General features: G+C 35.1%; 17 protein-coding genes. 8 read left to right on the top strand and 9 right to left on the bottom strand.

Going from position 1 to position 18,095, the window contains the following annotated elements:
- Positions 1-85: 85 nt before the first annotated feature.
- The 5 genes from sufC to C8N41_RS03865 all read right to left on the bottom strand — a co-directional run bounded on the left by sufC (position 86) and on the right by C8N41_RS03865 (position 3,442).
- Complete coding sequence (gene sufC, locus C8N41_RS03845) at positions 86-838, bottom strand: Fe-S cluster assembly ATPase SufC (RefSeq protein ID WP_115838285.1); 753 nt, start codon at positions 836-838, stop codon at positions 86-88.
- Positions 839-842: 4 nt separating this feature from the next.
- Positions 843-1,250 carry a hypothetical protein gene (locus C8N41_RS03850; protein WP_092445599.1) on the bottom strand — a complete coding sequence of 136 codons (408 nt, stop codon included), beginning with the start codon at positions 1,248-1,250 and terminating at the stop codon, positions 843-845.
- A gap of 20 nt (positions 1,251-1,270) precedes the next feature.
- On the bottom strand, positions 1,271-2,719 hold the full coding sequence (gene sufB / locus C8N41_RS03855) for a Fe-S cluster assembly protein SufB (protein ID WP_115838286.1): 1,449 nt from the start codon (positions 2,717-2,719) through the stop codon (positions 1,271-1,273).
- Positions 2,720-2,736: 17 nt separating this feature from the next.
- Positions 2,737-3,066, bottom strand: coding sequence for a HesB/IscA family protein (locus tag C8N41_RS03860; protein ID WP_092447749.1), 330 nt, complete (start codon positions 3,064-3,066; stop codon positions 2,737-2,739).
- Positions 3,067-3,202: 136 nt separating this feature from the next.
- On the bottom strand, positions 3,203-3,442 hold the full coding sequence (locus C8N41_RS03865; protein ID WP_092445596.1) for a hypothetical protein: 240 nt from the start codon (positions 3,440-3,442) through the stop codon (positions 3,203-3,205).
- Positions 3,443-3,714: 272 nt separating this feature from the next.
- Here C8N41_RS03865 and thiL point away from each other — a divergent pair, with 272 nt between their 5' ends.
- Positions 3,715-4,767, top strand: a complete 1,053-nt coding sequence (gene thiL / locus C8N41_RS03870) for a thiamine-phosphate kinase (protein WP_115838287.1) — start codon at positions 3,715-3,717, stop codon at positions 4,765-4,767.
- Here the strand turns inward: thiL and C8N41_RS03875 are convergent.
- The 3 genes from C8N41_RS03875 to C8N41_RS03885 form a co-directional block, all read right to left on the bottom strand.
- Positions 4,751-4,981, bottom strand: coding sequence for a hypothetical protein (locus C8N41_RS03875; protein ID WP_092445592.1), 231 nt, complete (start codon positions 4,979-4,981; stop codon positions 4,751-4,753). The two genes, thiL and C8N41_RS03875, sit on opposite strands and share 17 nt — an antisense overlap.
- Positions 4,982-5,063: 82 nt before the next feature.
- Positions 5,064-5,306, bottom strand: a complete 243-nt coding sequence (locus C8N41_RS03880) for a hypothetical protein (RefSeq protein WP_092445590.1) — start codon at positions 5,304-5,306, stop codon at positions 5,064-5,066.
- Positions 5,307-5,384: 78 nt separating this feature from the next.
- Positions 5,385-6,161 carry an alpha/beta fold hydrolase gene (locus C8N41_RS03885; RefSeq protein ID WP_115838288.1) on the bottom strand — a complete coding sequence of 259 codons (777 nt, stop codon included), beginning with the start codon at positions 6,159-6,161 and terminating at the stop codon, positions 5,385-5,387.
- 93 nt (positions 6,162-6,254) lie between these two features.
- On the opposite strand from C8N41_RS03885, the gene C8N41_RS03890 reads away from it, so the two are divergent.
- The 3 genes from C8N41_RS03890 to C8N41_RS03900 all read left to right on the top strand — a co-directional run bounded on the left by C8N41_RS03890 (position 6,255) and on the right by C8N41_RS03900 (position 9,961).
- On the top strand, positions 6,255-7,811 hold the full coding sequence (locus C8N41_RS03890) for a serine hydrolase (protein ID WP_115838289.1): 1,557 nt from the start codon (positions 6,255-6,257) through the stop codon (positions 7,809-7,811).
- A 3-nt stretch (positions 7,812-7,814) separates the two neighbouring features.
- A complete protein-coding gene (locus C8N41_RS03895; protein ID WP_092445584.1) occupies positions 7,815-8,519 on the top strand; it encodes a DNA adenine methylase in 705 nt (234 codons plus the stop codon).
- Positions 8,520-8,632: 113 nt separating this feature from the next.
- On the top strand, positions 8,633-9,961 hold the full coding sequence (locus C8N41_RS03900) for an aspartate kinase (RefSeq protein ID WP_115838290.1): 1,329 nt from the start codon (positions 8,633-8,635) through the stop codon (positions 9,959-9,961).
- A gap of 51 nt (positions 9,962-10,012) precedes the next feature.
- Here C8N41_RS03900 and C8N41_RS03905 read toward each other — a convergent pair whose 3' ends face one another.
- Positions 10,013-11,305, bottom strand: coding sequence for an aminopeptidase P family protein (locus C8N41_RS03905; RefSeq protein ID WP_115838291.1), 1,293 nt, complete (start codon positions 11,303-11,305; stop codon positions 10,013-10,015).
- A gap of 214 nt (positions 11,306-11,519) precedes the next feature.
- Here C8N41_RS03905 and C8N41_RS03910 point away from each other — a divergent pair, with 214 nt between their 5' ends.
- The 4 genes from C8N41_RS03910 to C8N41_RS03925 all read left to right on the top strand — a co-directional run bounded on the left by C8N41_RS03910 (position 11,520) and on the right by C8N41_RS03925 (position 17,990).
- Positions 11,520-14,363: a VPS10 domain-containing protein gene (locus C8N41_RS03910; protein ID WP_115838292.1), complete on the top strand. Its 2,844-nt coding sequence runs from the start codon at positions 11,520-11,522 to the stop codon at positions 14,361-14,363.
- 108 nt (positions 14,364-14,471) lie between these two features.
- Complete coding sequence (locus C8N41_RS03915; protein WP_115838293.1) at positions 14,472-15,143, top strand: succinate dehydrogenase cytochrome b subunit; 672 nt, start codon at positions 14,472-14,474, stop codon at positions 15,141-15,143.
- Between the two features lie 14 nt (positions 15,144-15,157).
- Positions 15,158-17,170 carry a fumarate reductase/succinate dehydrogenase flavoprotein subunit gene (locus C8N41_RS03920; protein WP_115838294.1) on the top strand — a complete coding sequence of 671 codons (2,013 nt, stop codon included), beginning with the start codon at positions 15,158-15,160 and terminating at the stop codon, positions 17,168-17,170.
- Between the two features lie 73 nt (positions 17,171-17,243).
- Entirely contained in the window at positions 17,244-17,990 is a 747-nt protein-coding gene (locus C8N41_RS03925; RefSeq protein ID WP_092445572.1) for a succinate dehydrogenase/fumarate reductase iron-sulfur subunit, read from the top strand.
- The last annotated feature ends 105 nt before the right edge of the window (positions 17,991-18,095 follow it).

An 18,095-nucleotide genomic window follows, 5' to 3' on the forward strand; every position in this document is an offset into this window, starting at 1 on the left:
TCATTCCTGCGATGTCAGGAATCTTTTTAATTTTACGTTAAATCTCGGATGAATTCCTGCATTTGCAAGAACGACAAACAGAGATTTAGGCGTTTACTTCTTCTTTTATCCAGTCGTAACCTTTTGCTTCTAGCTCATGGGCTAATTCTTTCCCTCCTGATTTTACAATTTTTCCGTTGTATAATACATGAACAAAATCTGGAACAATATGATCTAGTAATCTTTGGTAATGTGTAATGACTATAACTGCGTTATCTTTAGATTTTAATTTATTAACGCCATTAGCAACAATACGAAGTGCATCGATGTCTAAACCAGAATCGGTTTCATCTAAGATGGCTAATTTTGGTTCTAACATAGCCATTTGAAAGATTTCATTTCTCTTTTTCTCACCACCAGAAAACCCTTCATTGAGTGAACGCGATAAAAATTTACGATCAATTTCTAGAAGTTCAGATTTATCACGGATCATTTTTAACATATCCTTTGCAGGCATGTCTTCCAAGCCTTTTGCTTTACGAGTTTCATTTATAGCTGTTCTCATAAAGTTAGTGACACTTACTCCAGGAATTTCAACAGGATATTGAAATGATAGAAAGACTCCTTTATGAGCGCGTTCTTCTGCTGATAATTCTTCAATATCTTCATCGTCTAGCAATATATTACCTTCGGTAACTTCATATTCTTCTTTACCTGCAATTACAGAAGCTAGTGTACTTTTTCCTGAGCCATTAGGTCCCATTATAGCATGAACTTCTCCTGGTTTTACCTCAAGATTGATACCTTTTAATATACTTTTGTCCTCTACATTTGCATGTAAGTTATTGATCTTTAACATAGTTTTAGTTTGCTAATTTTATAACGTCTTCTTTATTAGGGTCTGGTGCTTCCACCTTTAAAATTTCTTTAATTTCTACGCGGTATGGCCAGCCCTCTTCGTTTTTTTCTTTTTTAAATTTTCTAACTCTTACTGTTACGGGCACCATATCTGTTGGTTCGGATTTAAATGCTTTGGCTTGCTTGTTTAAAACGTGCATATTCTCATCGATTACAACACCATAAATTTCCTTTGGTGTTTGTAAAACGGCGGCATCTGCGAAGTATACAAAATCTCCTTTTATGGTAATGAATCCATCATTTTGGTCGTAAGACTTGGCTCTATTTTCTTCTAAGTCAACATTTTGTTTGGTTTCGTTTTTACAAGCGAAAATTGTTAACGCTAAAATGATAATGAGGTTGATTTTTTTCATTTTATAATAATTCAATTAGATTATCCGACAGAACCTTCTAAGCTGATTTCTAATAATTTTTGAGCTTCTACCGCAAATTCCATAGGTAATTTGTTTAGAACCTCTTTACTAAAACCATTGACGATAAGTGCAATCGCTTTTTCGGTATCTATACCACGTTGGTTACAGTAAAAAATTTGATCTTCTCCAATTTTACTTGTAGTAGCTTCATGCTCAATCATGGCACTTTTATTCTTGGCTTCGATATAAGGAAAAGTATGCGCTCCACATTCATTACCCATTAACAAACTATCACACTGTGAAAAGTTTCGTGCATTTTCTGCACGTGCGTTAATTTGTACTAAGCCTCTGTATGAGTTTTGTGATTTACCTGCAGAAATACCTTTAGATATAATGGTTGATTTAGTGTTTTTTCCTAAATGAATCATTTTAGTGCCTGTATCAGCTTGCTGATAATTGTTGGTTACGGCAATAGAGTAGAACTCTCCAACTGAATTGTCTCCTTTTAATACACAACTTGGATATTTCCAAGTTACTGCAGAGCCAGTTTCAACTTGGGTCCATGAGATTTTTGCATTTTTCTCACAAAGTCCTCTTTTGGTTACAAAATTAAATACACCACCTTTACCTTCGGCATTACCTGGAAACCAGTTTTGTACCGTTGAGTATTTTATTTCAGCATCATCTAGGGCAATAAGTTCTACAACTGCTGCATGTAATTGATTTTCATCTCTACTTGGTGCTGTACAACCTTCTAAGTAAGAAACGTAACTACCTTCGTCTGCAATAACCAGTGTTCTTTCAAACTGTCCTGTTCCTGCTTGGTTAATTCTAAAGTAGGTAGATAATTCCATTGGGCATCGTACACCTTTTGGAATGTAACAAAATGAGCCGTCACTAAATACCGCAGAATTTAATGCTGCATAAAAGTTGTCTTTTTGTGGTACAACTGTACCGAGATATTTCTTAACTAACTCAGGGTGCTCCTTAATAGCTTCAGAAATACTCATAAAGATGATACCTTTTTCACCTAAAGTTTCTTTAAATGTTGTAGCTACAGAAACGGAATCTACAACGACATCCATTGCAACACCAGCCAGTTTCTTTTGCTCATCTAAAGAAATACCTAGTTTTTCAAAAGTGGCTAATAATTCTGGGTCTACTTCATCTATACTATCATATTTTGGTTTGCTGTTTGGTGCAGAGTAATATGAGATAGCTTGAAAATCTGGTTTGTCATAATTTACATTAGCCCAATCTGGCTCAGTCATTTCTTTCCAAACTTTAAACGCCTCTAAACGCCATTGGGTCATCCACTCTGGTTCTTCCTTCTTTTTAGAAATGGCAATTACAATTTCTTCATTAAGTCCAACAGGAAATGTTTCAGATTCAATATCTGTATAAAAACCGTATTCATATTCTTTGGTTTTTAACTCTTCCCTTAAGTCGTCTTCAGTATATTTTGACATGTTTTTGTTTGAATTTTTTAAAGTGAAAAGGATTCACCACAACCGCACGTTCGGTTGGCATTAGGGTTATTAAAAACGAAACCAGTTCCGTTTAAGCCTCCAGAATATTCTAGAGTAGTGCCAATAAGGTAAAGGAAGCTCTTTTTGTCAACAATGATTTTAATATCATTTGCTTCAAATACCTTATCGTCTTCAGCCTGTATTTTGTCAAATTTTAAATCATATGACAAACCAGAACAGCCTCCACTCTTTACACCTACTCTAACGTAGTCTGTGCTTGGGTCGTAGCCATCGTCAGTCATAAGTTCTATGACTTTATTTTTTGCGTGATCAGATACCTTAATCATATCGTTTAACAAGATTTGTTCTAAATAGAATGCAAATATACGATATAACAAGGGTTTTACCATAGGTACTAACATTATATTAGCATATGGTTTCATAGTGTTTAGCTATATCAGCTATAACAAGAAGAGGGTAAAATTATACCGCAACTTTTTCTTTGGATAAACGTCTCGTAAGACGGTATAATTCTTGCAAAGTATCTGCAATTTGCGTGTTAGAAACTGTAATAGTTTCAAAATTTCCGTGGCGATCTGTCATTACAACCGTATCACAGTGCGAACATGTCATTTCTATTGTGTGATCGATATTGGTTTTAGATCTTTGATAATTATGGCCAAAAATGGCACACGGTAGTACTTTAGTAGGGTTTGGTTTCATTTTCGTAAACTTAGGGTAGGGCAATTTAAAAAATGATATCTAAAACAAGTCCAAATACACGATTTTTCGATGAAATGCATGTAATATTTTAAAATCTGAGTTTTTTAGCACTATTTTTTACAAAAAACCAATTAAAAATATGGTCTTATTAGTCTAGTAACGAGGTGGGAAACAAAATGTTTTTGGGTTTGGATTACTATATTTGAGTTAAATAAGTAATAAATAATTCTTTATATGCAATCTATTCAAAAAAAGCATAATATTTTTGCACTATGATTGAAGATAAAAACCCACGTCGTACTCCTTTAAGTGAATTAGGAGAGTTTAAGTTAATTGAGCATCTTACGGATCATTTTAAAGTGACTCATAAATCTACTGTAAAAAGTATAGGTGACGATGCTGCTGTCTTAAATTTTGATAAAAAGCAAGTCGTTGTTTCTACGGATTTGCTTGTAGAAGGTGTCCATTTTGATTTGAGTTACGCACCTTTAAAGCATTTAGGTTATAAGGCTTTGGTAGTTAATCTTTCTGATATCTATGCAATGAATGCTGTAGCAACGCAAGTAACAGTTTCTATTGCTGTTTCTAATCGTTTTCCATTAGAGGCATTAGAAGAACTTTATGCAGGGATTACTACTGCTGCTCAAATATATAACGTCGATGTTGTAGGTGGTGATACAACGTCTTCCAATTCTGGTTTAATTATTTCGGTCACAGCAATTGGTGAGGTCGAAAAGGGAGCTGAAGTATTAAGGTCTGGCGCTAAGCCAAATGACTTGTTAGTTGTTACAGGTGATCTAGGTGGTGCTTATATGGGATTGCAAGTTTTAGAACGTGAAAAGGAGGTTTTTAAAGTAAACCCCAATAATCAACCCGATTTATCAATGTATACTTATATCATTGAACGTCAATTAAAACCTGAAGCTCGAAAAGATATTGTAGAATTATTGAAAGAGTTAGAGGTAAAACCAACAAGTATGATCGATGTGAGTGATGGTATTTCTTCTGAGGTCATACATTTATGTAAACAAAGTAAGGTTGGTGTAGATTTGTATGAAGCAAAAATCCCTTTAGATCCTCAAGTGATTTCGACCTGTGAGGAGTTTAATATAGACAGTACCACAATTGCTTTAAATGGTGGAGAGGATTATGAACTGTTGATGACAATTTCCCAGGAAGATTTTCCTAAAATAAAGGGCAATCCAAATTTAACAGTTATTGGCTATATGACAGAAGAAGACAGAGGCATGCACTTAGTGACAAGAGCCGATGAGAAAATACCGATTATTGCTAAAGGTTGGAATGCACTTAAAGATCAAGCATAAAAAGTTTTTGTCCTTTTTCTAATCGCTTATTATGGACACGGTGTAATACGCTATTTATTTCTTTAAACTTTGGAGTGAGAGGGATAAATTTTCCATTGCCATCAATGGTCATTTCTGTTTTACAATTTTTACACTTATACTCTTTAACGTGATAAGTAACATTTTTGGAAACTTTAAAATCGTGACCAAATAATGAGCAATAAAGGTTTTTCATTAACTAGCTTTCTTAGAGATATTATCAACTTTATGTAGGGATTTAAATATAAGAAAATTAGCTTCTAAAAAGTTATTAACAATTAATAAATCGACGAACTGAGTCTTTTTTGCTTTAAACGCATCAATTTATTGTTATATATACGCTCTAATGCCGAATTAATATCTTGATATTTAGCCGTTAACTCTGTAAGCGTGCCGTTGCTGTTTGTGGTAAGTTGTTTTTTACAGCATTTACAAGTATACTCTTTTACATGGTTAGTGACGTTTTTGGTAACTTGATAATTATGTCCAAATAGATCACAGTAGATTTTGGTAGGTGTCATAATAACATGGTTTACAATTTATTAAATAATCTCTGTAGTAAACTTAGAAAAATATTTGACACAGAACGTTTAAGTGGTTTATTTTTCGATAAAATGTAATAATTTGTAAGATAATTCTTTTTTATTCTCAATATAGCTCATATGCCCTTCAGAAAAGACTGTAAAATCAATGTCTGTATTTTTTACTTTTTCTTTAATTGTGTCGATATCAATAAGGGTGTCCTTTCTGCCAACAATAATTAATTTTTTGCTTTTTAAATTATGAAATGTATCAAATCGATCTGGTCTACGTTTCATGCCTTCTTGTGCAGCGATATAGCCTTGTATCGGAGTGTCTAGTGCTATGGAAAGTGCTTTATTGTATGCATCATCAAATTTTATTTTGCTTTCTGGTACAAATAAATTAGCAAAAGACATCTTTACGAGTACTTCATAATTTTGTTGTGCCATCGCAGCGGCACGCGTTCTAATTTGTTTTCTTTCAATATCATCAGCCTCAAAAGTAGAGTTCATTAAGCAAAGTGCCTGAAACAAATTTGGTTGTTTCTCGGCAAGTGCTAAGGCTACATAACCTCCCATAGAATGGCCAACGACATGTGCTTTTTTAATATCTATATGTTCTAAAACCGCGAAAACAGCTTCTGCCATAGCTTCCATAGTGTGTATATAGCCTATGCAATCCGTTTTACCGTGTCCTAATAAATCAATACATATCACCTTGTAATGTTTAACAAAGTGTAATGTTAGATCTTGCCACATATCAACGTTTTCTAAAAATCCATGAAGCAGAACAATGGCTTCACCATCACCTTCAACAGTATAATGAATACTGCTATTTTTGTAATCTAAAATCATAGCTGCAAAGATATATTTTGAAAGTTGTTCTCGTCATCAATCATAGTAACTATTTAGTATCTTTGGCAACATTCAATTTTAATTATAAATATAATGGTTTTAAAACGGCTCTGCATACTGTTTTTTATGGTTGGTGCATTCTTCTTAAATGCGCAAATCAAAGAAAAACATCTCGATAAATTAATAGAAGAAACGCTAAGTACATTTAAAGTCCCTGGAATTTCTGTTGGTATCTATAAAGATGGGCAAATTGTTTATGCTAAAGGACATGGTGTGCGGTCTCTTAGCAATAAAAAGAACATGAATGCTGAAACTTTGGTTGGTGTGGCGTCTAATAGCAAGGGATTTACATGTTTTGCGTTAGCTATGATGGTAGATGCTGGTAAACTAAACTGGGATGATAAAGTACGGAAGCATATTCCTGAATTTCAATTGCAAGATGCTTGGGTTACAGAAGAGTTTACTGTTAGAGATTTGGTGGTACATCGCAGTGGTTTGGGGCTTGGTGCTGGTGATCTAATGTTTTTTCCTGAGGGTAGCGATTTTACGGTTGATGATATTATCAATAATGTAAAATATTTAGAACCTGAAAGTTCTTTTAGAAGCGAGTTTCAATACAATAATAATATGTTCATTATTGCAGGTGAAGTACTTAAGCGAACCAGTGGATTGTCTTGGGAAGAGTTTATAGAGACCAAAATTATGAAGCCTATTGGGATGGTGCACAGTAAAGCTTCTTATAATAGGGTTACGGATCGATCTAATATTATTGACGCACATACTATGGCTGACGGTGAGTTGGTACAGATTCCGCATGATTGGAGTGAAACCGCAAATCCCGCTGGTGGAATTGTCAGCAACGTTACAGATATGTTAACTTGGGCAAAATTCCTAATGAATGATGCTGTAACCGAAAATGGAGAGCGCTTATTAAGTGCTAAACAATTTTACGAGTTATGGCAAATGCAAACTCCATTAAATGTAAGTCCTAATGATGCCTATGATTCTAATTTTAAAGGGTATGGTTTAGGTTGGTTCGTCGCGGATGTTAAAGGCGGATATAAACAAGTATATCATACAGGAGGATTGTTGGGTACAGTTACTCAGTTTACTATGATTCCTGATTTAGATTTGGGAATTGTGGTATTAACAAATCAAATGAATGGATTTGCATTTAACACTATTACCAATACCATTAAAGATACGTATTTGGGTTATGATGACCGAAACTGGTTAGAAAATTATGGAACTAAAAATGCTAATTATATTAAGTATAACGACAGTATAAAAGCCGATGTATACGCTAAGGTTGAAGAGGCTAAAAGATTAAAAATAATACCAAAACCGGAACACATAATTGGTACTTATACAGATGACTGGTTTGGTGATGTTGTTGTTTCTTATAATACAAATACAGGATATACAATTAAGAGCATTCGTTCTTCTAGATTGTTTGGGACTTTGTTGCCATTAAATGCTACAACCTTTGTGGTAAAGTGGAATGATAGAAGCTATGATGCCGATGTATATGTAAAGTTTACTTTTAATGAGAAGGGTGAGGCTGTATCTGCAACCATGGACTATATAGCTCCTATAACTGATTTTAGTTTCGATTTTGGTGATTTACAGTTGAAAAAGAATAGGGATTAACGCATGAAATACATGGGAAGCAAAGCGCGCTTTGCAAAAGATTTATTACCAATTATTCTGAAAAATAGAAAAGAGAATCAGGCTTATCTTGAGCCTTTTGCCGGAGGTATGAATATTATTGATAAGGTTGATGGAATAAGAATTGCCAATGACCAGCATGAAGAACTCATGGCAATGTGGCAGGCTTTAATTTATGAAAATTGGGATCCACCTCAGTTAGTGAGTGAAGACGATTACAAGCATATTAAATACAATCAAGATTCCTATCCTAAGCATTTGGTAGGTTATGTAGGGTTTAATTCTTTCGGAGGAAAGTGGTTTGCCGGTTACAGACGCGATAAGCAAGGTAAACGTGATTATTGGGGAGAACATTATAGAAACATAACCAAACAAGTGCCTAAGTTAAAAGATGTTATTTTATCTTGTAAATCGTATACAGAGCTAGTAATTCCTAATCATAGCATTGTTTATTGTGATCCACCTTATGCTTTAACTACAAAATATCGAGACGCTTTTAATCATGAAGCATTTTGGGCATGGTGTCGATTACAGAGCCAAGCAGGTCACCAAGTCTTTATAAGTGAATACAGTGCACCCGATGATTTTGAATGCATATGGGAAAAAGACTCTAAAACAACCTTTTCCTGGCATGCTAAATCGATTTCCACTAAAAAAGCTGTGGAGCGTTTGTTTCGGTATAAAGGTTAACGTCAAATTTAAAATGTTATATATTTAACATTTTGTATAAAGTTATACTAAATTTTATATTTTTAATGAATTCACTCTTGTCGTTTCTACATTTGCTATCTAAAATGTAGAAAATGTTAGTATATAAATTTGGAGGAACGTCGGTAGGTTCGGTTGTTAACATGAATCATGTTAAGGATATTATTAATACAAAAGAAAAAAAAGTTGTAGTACTTTCCGCTATGTCAGGTACTACAAATGCTCTTGTAGAGATTTCTGAACTGATTAAGGCAAATGCCTTGCAAACGGCGACAACTAAAATTAAGGCTTTGCAGCAAACCTATAATGCTACTGTTGTAGATTTAATTTCTGATAAGGCATTGCGTCGAGAAGTAACCACCTATGTGGTATCTGTTTTTTCTGCTTTATTGAAAACAGTGCATCAACCTCATTCTATTGGACTACATAATACCATTGTGGCTAATGGAGAGTTGTTATCCACATTTATGTTTAGTAGATTGTTGCAACAAGAAGGGTTGAAGGCTGGTTTATTACCAGCTTTAGACTTTATGCGTATTGATAGAACTAACGAACCGGACCTATTTTATATTAAACAAAATTTAGAGCGTTTAATGCTTCAAAATCAAGATGCCGATATTTATATTACACAAGGATTTATATGTCTCGATGCCGTTGGGCAAGTGACTAATCTTCAGCGTGGAGGTAGTGATTATACGGCAACAATTATTGGTGCAGCTATAGCAGCGGATGAGGTTCAAATATGGACAGACATTGACGGTTTTCATAATAACGATCCGCGTTTTGTAAATGATACTAAAGCTTTATCACATTTATCTTATGATGAGGCTGCAGAACTAGCATATTTTGGGGCTAAAATATTGCATCCGCAAACCGTAATGCCTGTTCGAAGTTTAGACATTCCGTTACGCCTAAAAAACACAATGGCTCCTACTGCACATGGTACATTAATCACCAACCAAACTCATGGAGAAGGTATCAAGGCTATTGCAGCCAAAGACAATATTACTGCTATAAAAATAAAGTCCGTTCGTATGTTATTGGCGCATGGGTTTTTAAAGAAAGTATTTGAAATCTTTGAAAAATACGAAACGTCTATAGACATGATTACGACTTCGGAAATCGCGGTTTCACTAACTATTGATAATACCACGCATTTAGAACCGATAACCGAAGAATTAGAGAAATTCGCCACCGTGGAAATCGATGACTATATGAGTATTGTTTGTCTCGTTGGAAATCAAATTATATATCATCCTGATACACCAGAGCTCTTTCAAGTGCTTCAAGATGTTAATGTGCGTATGATTGCTTATGGAGGTAGTAACAATAATATTTCGCTCTTAGTCAATACAAGTGATAAGTTAGAAACCTTGAAGAAGTTACAACGATATGTGTTTGAAGAAAGCGTGGTGGTGCATTAAAGGAAAAGGTGCAAATTATTGCACCTTTTTTTTATACATTTTCTTGTAATACTAAGAATTCATCAACTCCTCAATTTCTTCAGCTTCAATAGGAATATTACGCATCAAATTAAAAGGTTCACCTTGTTCTTGTATCACTACATCATCCTCTAAACGGATACCAAAGCCTTCATCTGGAATATAAATACCAGGCTCTACAGTAAATACCATGTTGGCTTGCATTGGTTCGTGTAATAAACCATAATCGTGTGTGTCTAATCCAATATGGTGAGAGGTGCCATGCATAAAATATTTTTTGTAGGCTGGCCAATCTGGATTCTCATTTTGCACATCGGCTTTGTCTAGTAATCCAAGTCCTAATAGTTCGGAGGTCATCAGTTTGCCAACTTCAATATGGTACTGTTCCCACAGTGTGCCTGGAACTAGAATTTTAGTTGCTTCGTTTTTTACTCTGTTTACAGCATTATAAACAGCTTTTTGTCTATCGTTATATCTACCTGAAACAGGGATCGTTCTACTCAAATCACTAGAGTAATTAGCGTATTCTGCTGCAGTATCAAATAGAATTAAGTCACCATCTTTACATTGCTGATTATTTTCAATATAATGCAGCACATTGGCATTATTACCTGAGGCAATAATTGGAGTGTAAGCAAAGCCTTTAGAGCGGTTTCTTAGAAATTCGTGCATCATTTCAGCTTCAATTTCATATTCCCATACTCCAGGTTTAACAAAGCTTAAAACTCTACGGAAGGCTTTTTCTGTAATATTACACGCTTTTTGCATTAAGTCAATCTCAAGCGGGTCTTTAACGGAGCGTAAGCGTTGTAAAATAGGATTACTTTTGGCTACACTATGTGCAGGATACCTATCTCTTATCCATTTTGTAAAACGGTCTTCACGCGTTTCTGTTTCAACATTTGCTCTGTAATGTTCATTGGTGTTAATGTAAACAGTGTCGCATTGCGTCATCAGTTCAAACATAACTTTTTCCATGTCTTGTAACCAGTACACGGTTTTTACACCAGAGGTTTCAAAGGCTTTGTCTTTAGTCAGTTTTTCACCCTCCCAGACGGCAATATGCTCATTGGTTTCTTTTAAAAACAAAATTTCGCGATGCTTTGCTTTTGGACAATCTGGAAATAAAACCAAAATACTTTCTTCCTGATCTACACCACTTAAATAAAAAATATCGCGATGTTGCGCAAAAGGTAATGTACTATCTGCGCTTATTGGGTAAATATCATTAGAGTTAAATACGGCTAAACTATTAGGCTTCATTTGGGCCATAAAGTTTTTGCGGTTTTTTATAAAAAGCTTGTTGTCTATTAAATCGTATTTCATGTTTTAATCGTATTTTACGTTACTTATCATTAAGTTTCAGGTGACTGGTTATGGTCGAAATGGCAACTTAACGAGAAGCAGTTATTGAATATTTCAAAAGTAAACAAACAAAACCGCAAGCAAAAGTGAAAGCAGATTATCTATTAAAAATTAAGACACTTTTATGAGGTTTAAATCTGAATTCACTAATTTCATAGTATAAAAAACAATCATCATGTATAAGTTAAAACTCCTGTCGCTCGCATTTTTTGTAAGTGCTCTTTTTGTTTTTTCTCAACAAAAGGCAACGCCTGCAGAATGGACTTCTAAAGCCTTGCTGCAAAAACAAGAAATGGCACAAAACTCATTAGTTAAAAATGTGCCTTTTAAAAATATTGGACCATCCGTAATGAGTGGGCGAGTTGTAGATGTTGCTGTGAACCCAGAAATGCCAACAGAGTTTTATGTGGGTTATGCCTCAGGAGGTGTGTGGTATACCACTAATAATGGAATCACATTTACTTCAATTTTCGACAATGCTGAGACGCAGAATATAGGTGATATTGCAGTAGATTGGAAAAATAGAACCATTTGGGTAGGTACCGGTGAAAATAATAGTTCGCGCTCAAGTTATTCGGGAATTGGGATTTTAAAATCGAATGATAATGGCAATACTTGGACACATGTTGGGTTAACGGACTCACATCATATAGGGCGCATTCTTATTCACCCTAATAACCCAGATGAAGTTGTTGTTGGTGTAACAGGGCATCTATACTCGCCAAATGACGAGCGTGGCATTTATAAAACTACAGATGGAGGCGAGACTTGGAAACAAACTTTATTTGTGGATGCCATGAGTGGCATTATTGATGTGCAACATGCACCAGATAATTTTAATGTGCTTTTTGCGTCTTCTTGGACTCGAGATCGAAAAGCTTGGAATTTTTCAGGAAGTGGTCATAATTCCGCGATTTATAAAAGTATAGATGGAGGTGATACTTGGGAAAAGGTTTCAACCGAAAGTAGTGGTTTTCCAGCGGGTGAAGGTGTAGGGAGAATTGGTCTTGCTATGTTTAGTGAAAACATTATTTATGCGTTGCTCGATAGTCAGTTTCACAGGCCAAGTAAGTCTAATGCTAAACATAATTCTGGTTTAACTAAAGACGATTTTAAGACGATGGATGTTTTAGAGTTTATGAAGCTTGAAGATAAAAAACTGAATGCCTATTTAAAGACCAATGGATTTCATGAAAAATATCGTGCCTCCAACATTAAACAATTAGTAAGTAGTGGCTCGGTAAAGCCAATAGATTTGGCGCACTATTTAGAAGATGCAAATGCGATGTTATTTGATACTCCTGTTATTGGTGCAGAGGTTTATAAGAGTGGAGATGGCGGTAAAACATGGCAAAAAACACATGACGATTACATTGATGGATTATACTATAGTTATGGTTACTATTTTGGTGAAATAAGAGTGGATCCGCAAGATGAAAACGGCATTTATATTTTAGGAGTGCCGTTATTAAAATCTAAAGATGGAGGTCAATCATTTACATCTATTAGTCGCGAAAATGTACATGCCGATCATCAAGCACTTTGGGTAAATCCCAAAATGAAAGGACACCTTATTGATGGTAATGATGGTGGATTAAATATGAGTTATGATGATGGTGAGAGTTGGGTAAAATTAAATGCTGTGGCGGTTGGGCAATTTTATGCGATTAATATAGATTATGAAAAACCGTATCATATCTATGGTGGTTTGCAAGATAATGGTGTTTGGGTTGGTGCAAATAATGCAAAAGAAGATAAAAGTTGGCATCAGAGCGGACAGTATCCTTGGCAAGAATTAATGGGAGGAGATGGCGTGCAAATTCAGATTGATAGTAGAGATGCTAATATTGTATACACAGGATATCAGTTTGGAAATTATTACAGAATTAACCGTAAATCTGAAGAATTTAAATACATACAGCCCAAACATACTTTAGGTGAAACTCCTTACCGGTTTAATTGGCAAACACCCATTTTATTGTCACCTCACAACCAAGATATTTTATATTTAGGTGGTAATAAATTAATGCGCTCTATGAATAGAGGCGATGATTTCGCAGCGATCAGCGATGATTTAACCAATGGAGGAAAAAAAGGTAATGTAGCATATGGCACATTAACATCGATAAGCGAAAGTCCTTTTCAATTTGGGCTTATTTATACAGGGAGTGATGATGGTGTGGTGAGTGTAACAAAAAATGGAGGTGGCAACTGGACTACAATTTCAAAAAAATTACCCAAAGACTTATGGGTAAGTAGGATTGTTGCATCTCAGCACAACAAAGAACGAGTATACGTAACATTAAACGGATATCGTTGGGATGATTTTAAAGTGTACGTATATAGTAGCGAAGATTATGGGCAAACGTGGAAAGATATTGGTGTAACGATTCCGGCATCACCAGTAAATGTTATTAGGGAGGATCCTTCAAACGAAAACATGTTGTATTTAGGAACAGATAATGGTGCCTACGTGTCTTTTGATAAAGGAAATTCTTGGGAAGCGTTTTCAAACGGTCTTCCAAATGTCGCTGTTCATGATATTGTGATACAGCCTGAAGCTAAGGATTTGATATTAGGTACGCACGGACGAAGTATTTATAAGACGAATATTGAAGCGCTTCAAATTTTAAGCCCCAATACTATTGAGAAGACTATCACCTTTATGGATGTAAAACCTATACGCTATTCTGAGCGCTGGGGAAGTTCATGGAGTCCATGGAATGAAGCGTTTGAGCCTAATATAACAATTCAATTCTACAGTACAATGTCTGGTCAAAAACATCTAAAAATACAATCTGAAAGTGGTGCTGAGTTATATAGTATCACTATTAAGGTAGAGAAAGGTTTTAATTACGTGGATTATAACTTAGAGTTAACAGATAAAGGAAAAAAGGCTTTAATGAAAGACGAAAAAGACATTCAGTTTAGAGAAACAGGAAACAAAAAATACTATTTGCCAAAAGGGACGTATAAAATTGAGATTGATAATGAGAATACTATGCTTAAAATAAAGTAGATAACATTCTACTTAAATTCATTCTAAATAAATTAATTAATAATCCTCGTAGTTGGGTAAAAGTTAATTGCGCAGTATCTTTGTTACACTAAATAAATTAGAACTACAATGAGCGGAATTCTAAATTCGTCGATAGGAAGAAAGTTTGCCATGGCACTTTCGGCACTCTTTCTCATGATTTTTGTACTACAACATTTTGTAATTAACCTTTTTTCTGTATTAAGTCCGGATACTTTTAACGAGATCTCGCACTTTATGGGTACATTTTGGGTTATTCAATATGTAATTCAACCTATTTTAATTATTGGTGTTATTTTTCACTTTGTAATGGGTTTTGTACTAGAAATTAAAAACAACAAAGCCAATGGTGTAAAGTATGCAAAAAATAATGGTGCTGCGAATTCTACGTGGATGAGCAGAAACATGATTTGGAGTGGAGGCTTTATTTTAGCATTTTTAATTATTCACTTTATTGATTTCTGGATTCCTGAAATAAACACAAAGTATATTGTTGGTGATATGTCTGGTATGTACAATGGTGAATTTAGATACTTCCACGAATTACAAGAAAAATTTGTTCCTATTTGGCGTGTTGCGCTTTACTGTGTTGGTTTTGTGTTTTTAGCACTTCACTTATTACACGGTTTTGATTCTGCATTTCAATCGGTTGGAGCAAATAATAAATACACAAAAGGGTTAAAGGGATTTGGAAAAGCGTACGCAATTATTATTCCTGTAGGATTCATTTTTATTGCATTGTTTCATCACTTTAATCACTAAAAAACATATCTAATATGGCTTTAGATTCAAAAGTACCAAAGGGTCCAATTAAAGATAAATGGACAGATTATAAAAATAAAATTGATTTAGTAAATCCGGCCAATAAACGTCATATCGATGTTATTGTTGTTGGTACTGGACTTGCTGGTGGTTCTGCGGCTGCAACTTTAGCAGAACTAGGTTATAATGTTAAAGCATTTGCTTATCAAGATTCACCTCGTAGAGCACACTCCATTGCTGCTCAAGGTGGTATTAACGCTGCAAAAAATTACCAAGGTGACGGGGATTCTACATATAGACTGTTTTATGATACTGTAAAAGGTGGAGATTACCGCTCGCGTGAAGCAAACGTATATCGTTTGGCTGAGGTGTCTGCAAATATTATAGATCAATGTGTAGCACAAGGTGTCCCTTTTGCACGTGATTATGGTGGGTTATTAGACAACCGTTCTTTTGGTGGAGTTTTAGTATCTAGAACATTCTACGCTAAAGGGCAAACAGGACAACAGTTATTATTAGGAGCGTATTCTGCAATGAATAGACAAATTGCTCGTGGTAAGATTGAAATGTTTAACCGTCACGAAATGCTAGATGTTGTCATTGTAGACGGCAAAGCACGTGGTATTATTGCTCGTAATTTAATTACTGGTGAAGTAGAAAGACATTCAGCACATGCTGTTGTTGTAGGTTCTGGTGGCTACGGAAATGTATATTTCTTATCAACGAACGCCATGGGATCTAATGCAACTGCAGCTTGGAAGATTCATAAAAAAGGAGCGTATTTCGCAAATCCTTGTTATACACAAATACACCCAACATGTATTCCGCGTTCTGGAGATTACCAATCTAAACTGACGTTAATGTCAGAATCATTGCGTAATGATGGACGTATTTGGGTGCCTAAAAATTTAGAAGACGTAATTGCAATAAGAGAAGGTCGTAAAAAACCAACAGATTTGTCTGAGGATGAACGCGATTATTATTTAGAACGTCGTTATCCAGCATTTGGTAACCTCGTACCTCGAGATGTAGCTTCTAGAGCTGCAAAAGAACGTTGCGATGCTGGTTATGGTGTGAACCAAACTGGTGAAGCTGTGTATTTAGATTTTGCTTCTGCGATTGAGCGTTATGGAAAAGAGCAAGCAAAAATTCATAATATATCTAATCCTACTGCAGATAAAATATACGAATTGGGTCAGGCCATTGTAGAGGCTAAATATGGAAACTTATTCCAGATGTACGAAAAAATTGTAGATCAGGATCCTTATAAAACTCCAATGATGATTTATCCGGCAGTACATTACACTATGGGAGGTATTTGGGTCGATTATAATTTAATGACTACAATTCCTGGGTGTTACTGTATTGGGGAAGCAAATTTCTCTGATCATGGTGCAAATAGACTAGGTGCTTCTGCTTTAATGCAAGGTTTAGCTGATGGTTATTTTGTATTGCCTTATACAATTGGAGATTATTTATCTGGTGATATTCGTACTGGAAAAATTCCTACGGATACTAAAGAATTTGATGACGCCGAAAAAGAAGTAACTGATAGAATTAATTTCTTTGTGAATAATAAGGGAAGTAAATCTGTAGATTATTTCCACAAGAAACTAGGAAAGGTAATGTGGGATAAGGCAGGTATGTCTAGAAACGCACAAGGTTTAACAGAAGCTATGGCTGAAATTAAAGCAATACGTGAAGAGTTTTGGAAAGACGTTTCTGTACCAGGCACAGCAGATGAGATGAATCCTGAACTTGAGAAAGCTGGTCGTGTGGCAGATTTCTTAGAATTAGGTGAATTATTTGCTAAAGATGCCCTTATGAGAGCTGAGTCTTGTGGTGGGCACTTTAGAGAAGAATCTGCGGAATTAGATGGTCCTCAAAAAGGTGAAGCAAAACGTAACGATGAAGATTTTGCATTTGTTGCGGCTTGGGAATACAAAGGAGAGCCTGCTGATGCAGTATTACACAAAGAACAATTAGAATTTAAAGATATTGAACTGAAACAACGTTCTTATAAATAGTTGATGGTTGATGGTTGTTAGTTTATGGACACATTAACTAACAACAAACAACTAGAAACCAAAAACTAAACAAATGAATTTAACACTTAAAATTTGGAGACAAAAAGACTCAAAAGCTAAGGGTCAAATGGTCGATTACAAAGTAACTGACATTTCAGAACATATGTCTTTCTTAGAAATGATGGATGTTTTAAATGAGCAATTAGTTAATTCTGGTGAAGAGCCTGTTGCATTTGATCATGATTGTCGTGAAGGAATTTGTGGGATGTGTTCTATGTACATTAATGGAGAAGCGCACGGACCTGATAGAGGTGTAACAACTTGTCAATTACATATGCGTATGTTTAATGATGGAGATACCATTACGATTGAGCCATTTAGAGCAGCAGCATTTCCAGTAATAAAAGATTTAGTAGTAGATAGAATGGCTTTTGAGCGTATTCAACAAGCTGGTGGGTATATTTCAGTAAATACGTCTGGTAATACTCAAGATGCAAATTCTATTCCTATTTCTAAACATGCTGCAGATGAGGCTATGGATGCGGCCACCTGTATTGGTTGTGGTGCTTGTGTAGCAAGTTGTAAAAACTCTTCTGCCATGCTATTTGTTGGTGCTAAAGTATCACAATATGCGTTATTACCACAAGGACAAGTAGAAGCAGCAGATCGTGTTAGAAATATGGTGGCACAAATGGACTTAGAAGGTTTTGGTAATTGTACAAATACAGGAGCTTGTGAAGTGGAATGTCCTAAAGGCATTTCTTTAGAGAATATTGCACGTATGAATCGTGAGTATTTATCTGCAACTTTAAAAGGCTAATATATTACAATAGACTATAACGTATTACGTTAAATGATATATAAATCCCAAGTTAATTTTGAGCTTGGGATTTTTCTTTTCTTATATTTCGATTTTAATTCTGCA

The organism is Winogradskyella sediminis, assembly GCF_003387355.1.
In the GTDB taxonomy this organism is placed as follows: domain Bacteria; phylum Bacteroidota; class Bacteroidia; order Flavobacteriales; family Flavobacteriaceae; genus Winogradskyella; species Winogradskyella sediminis.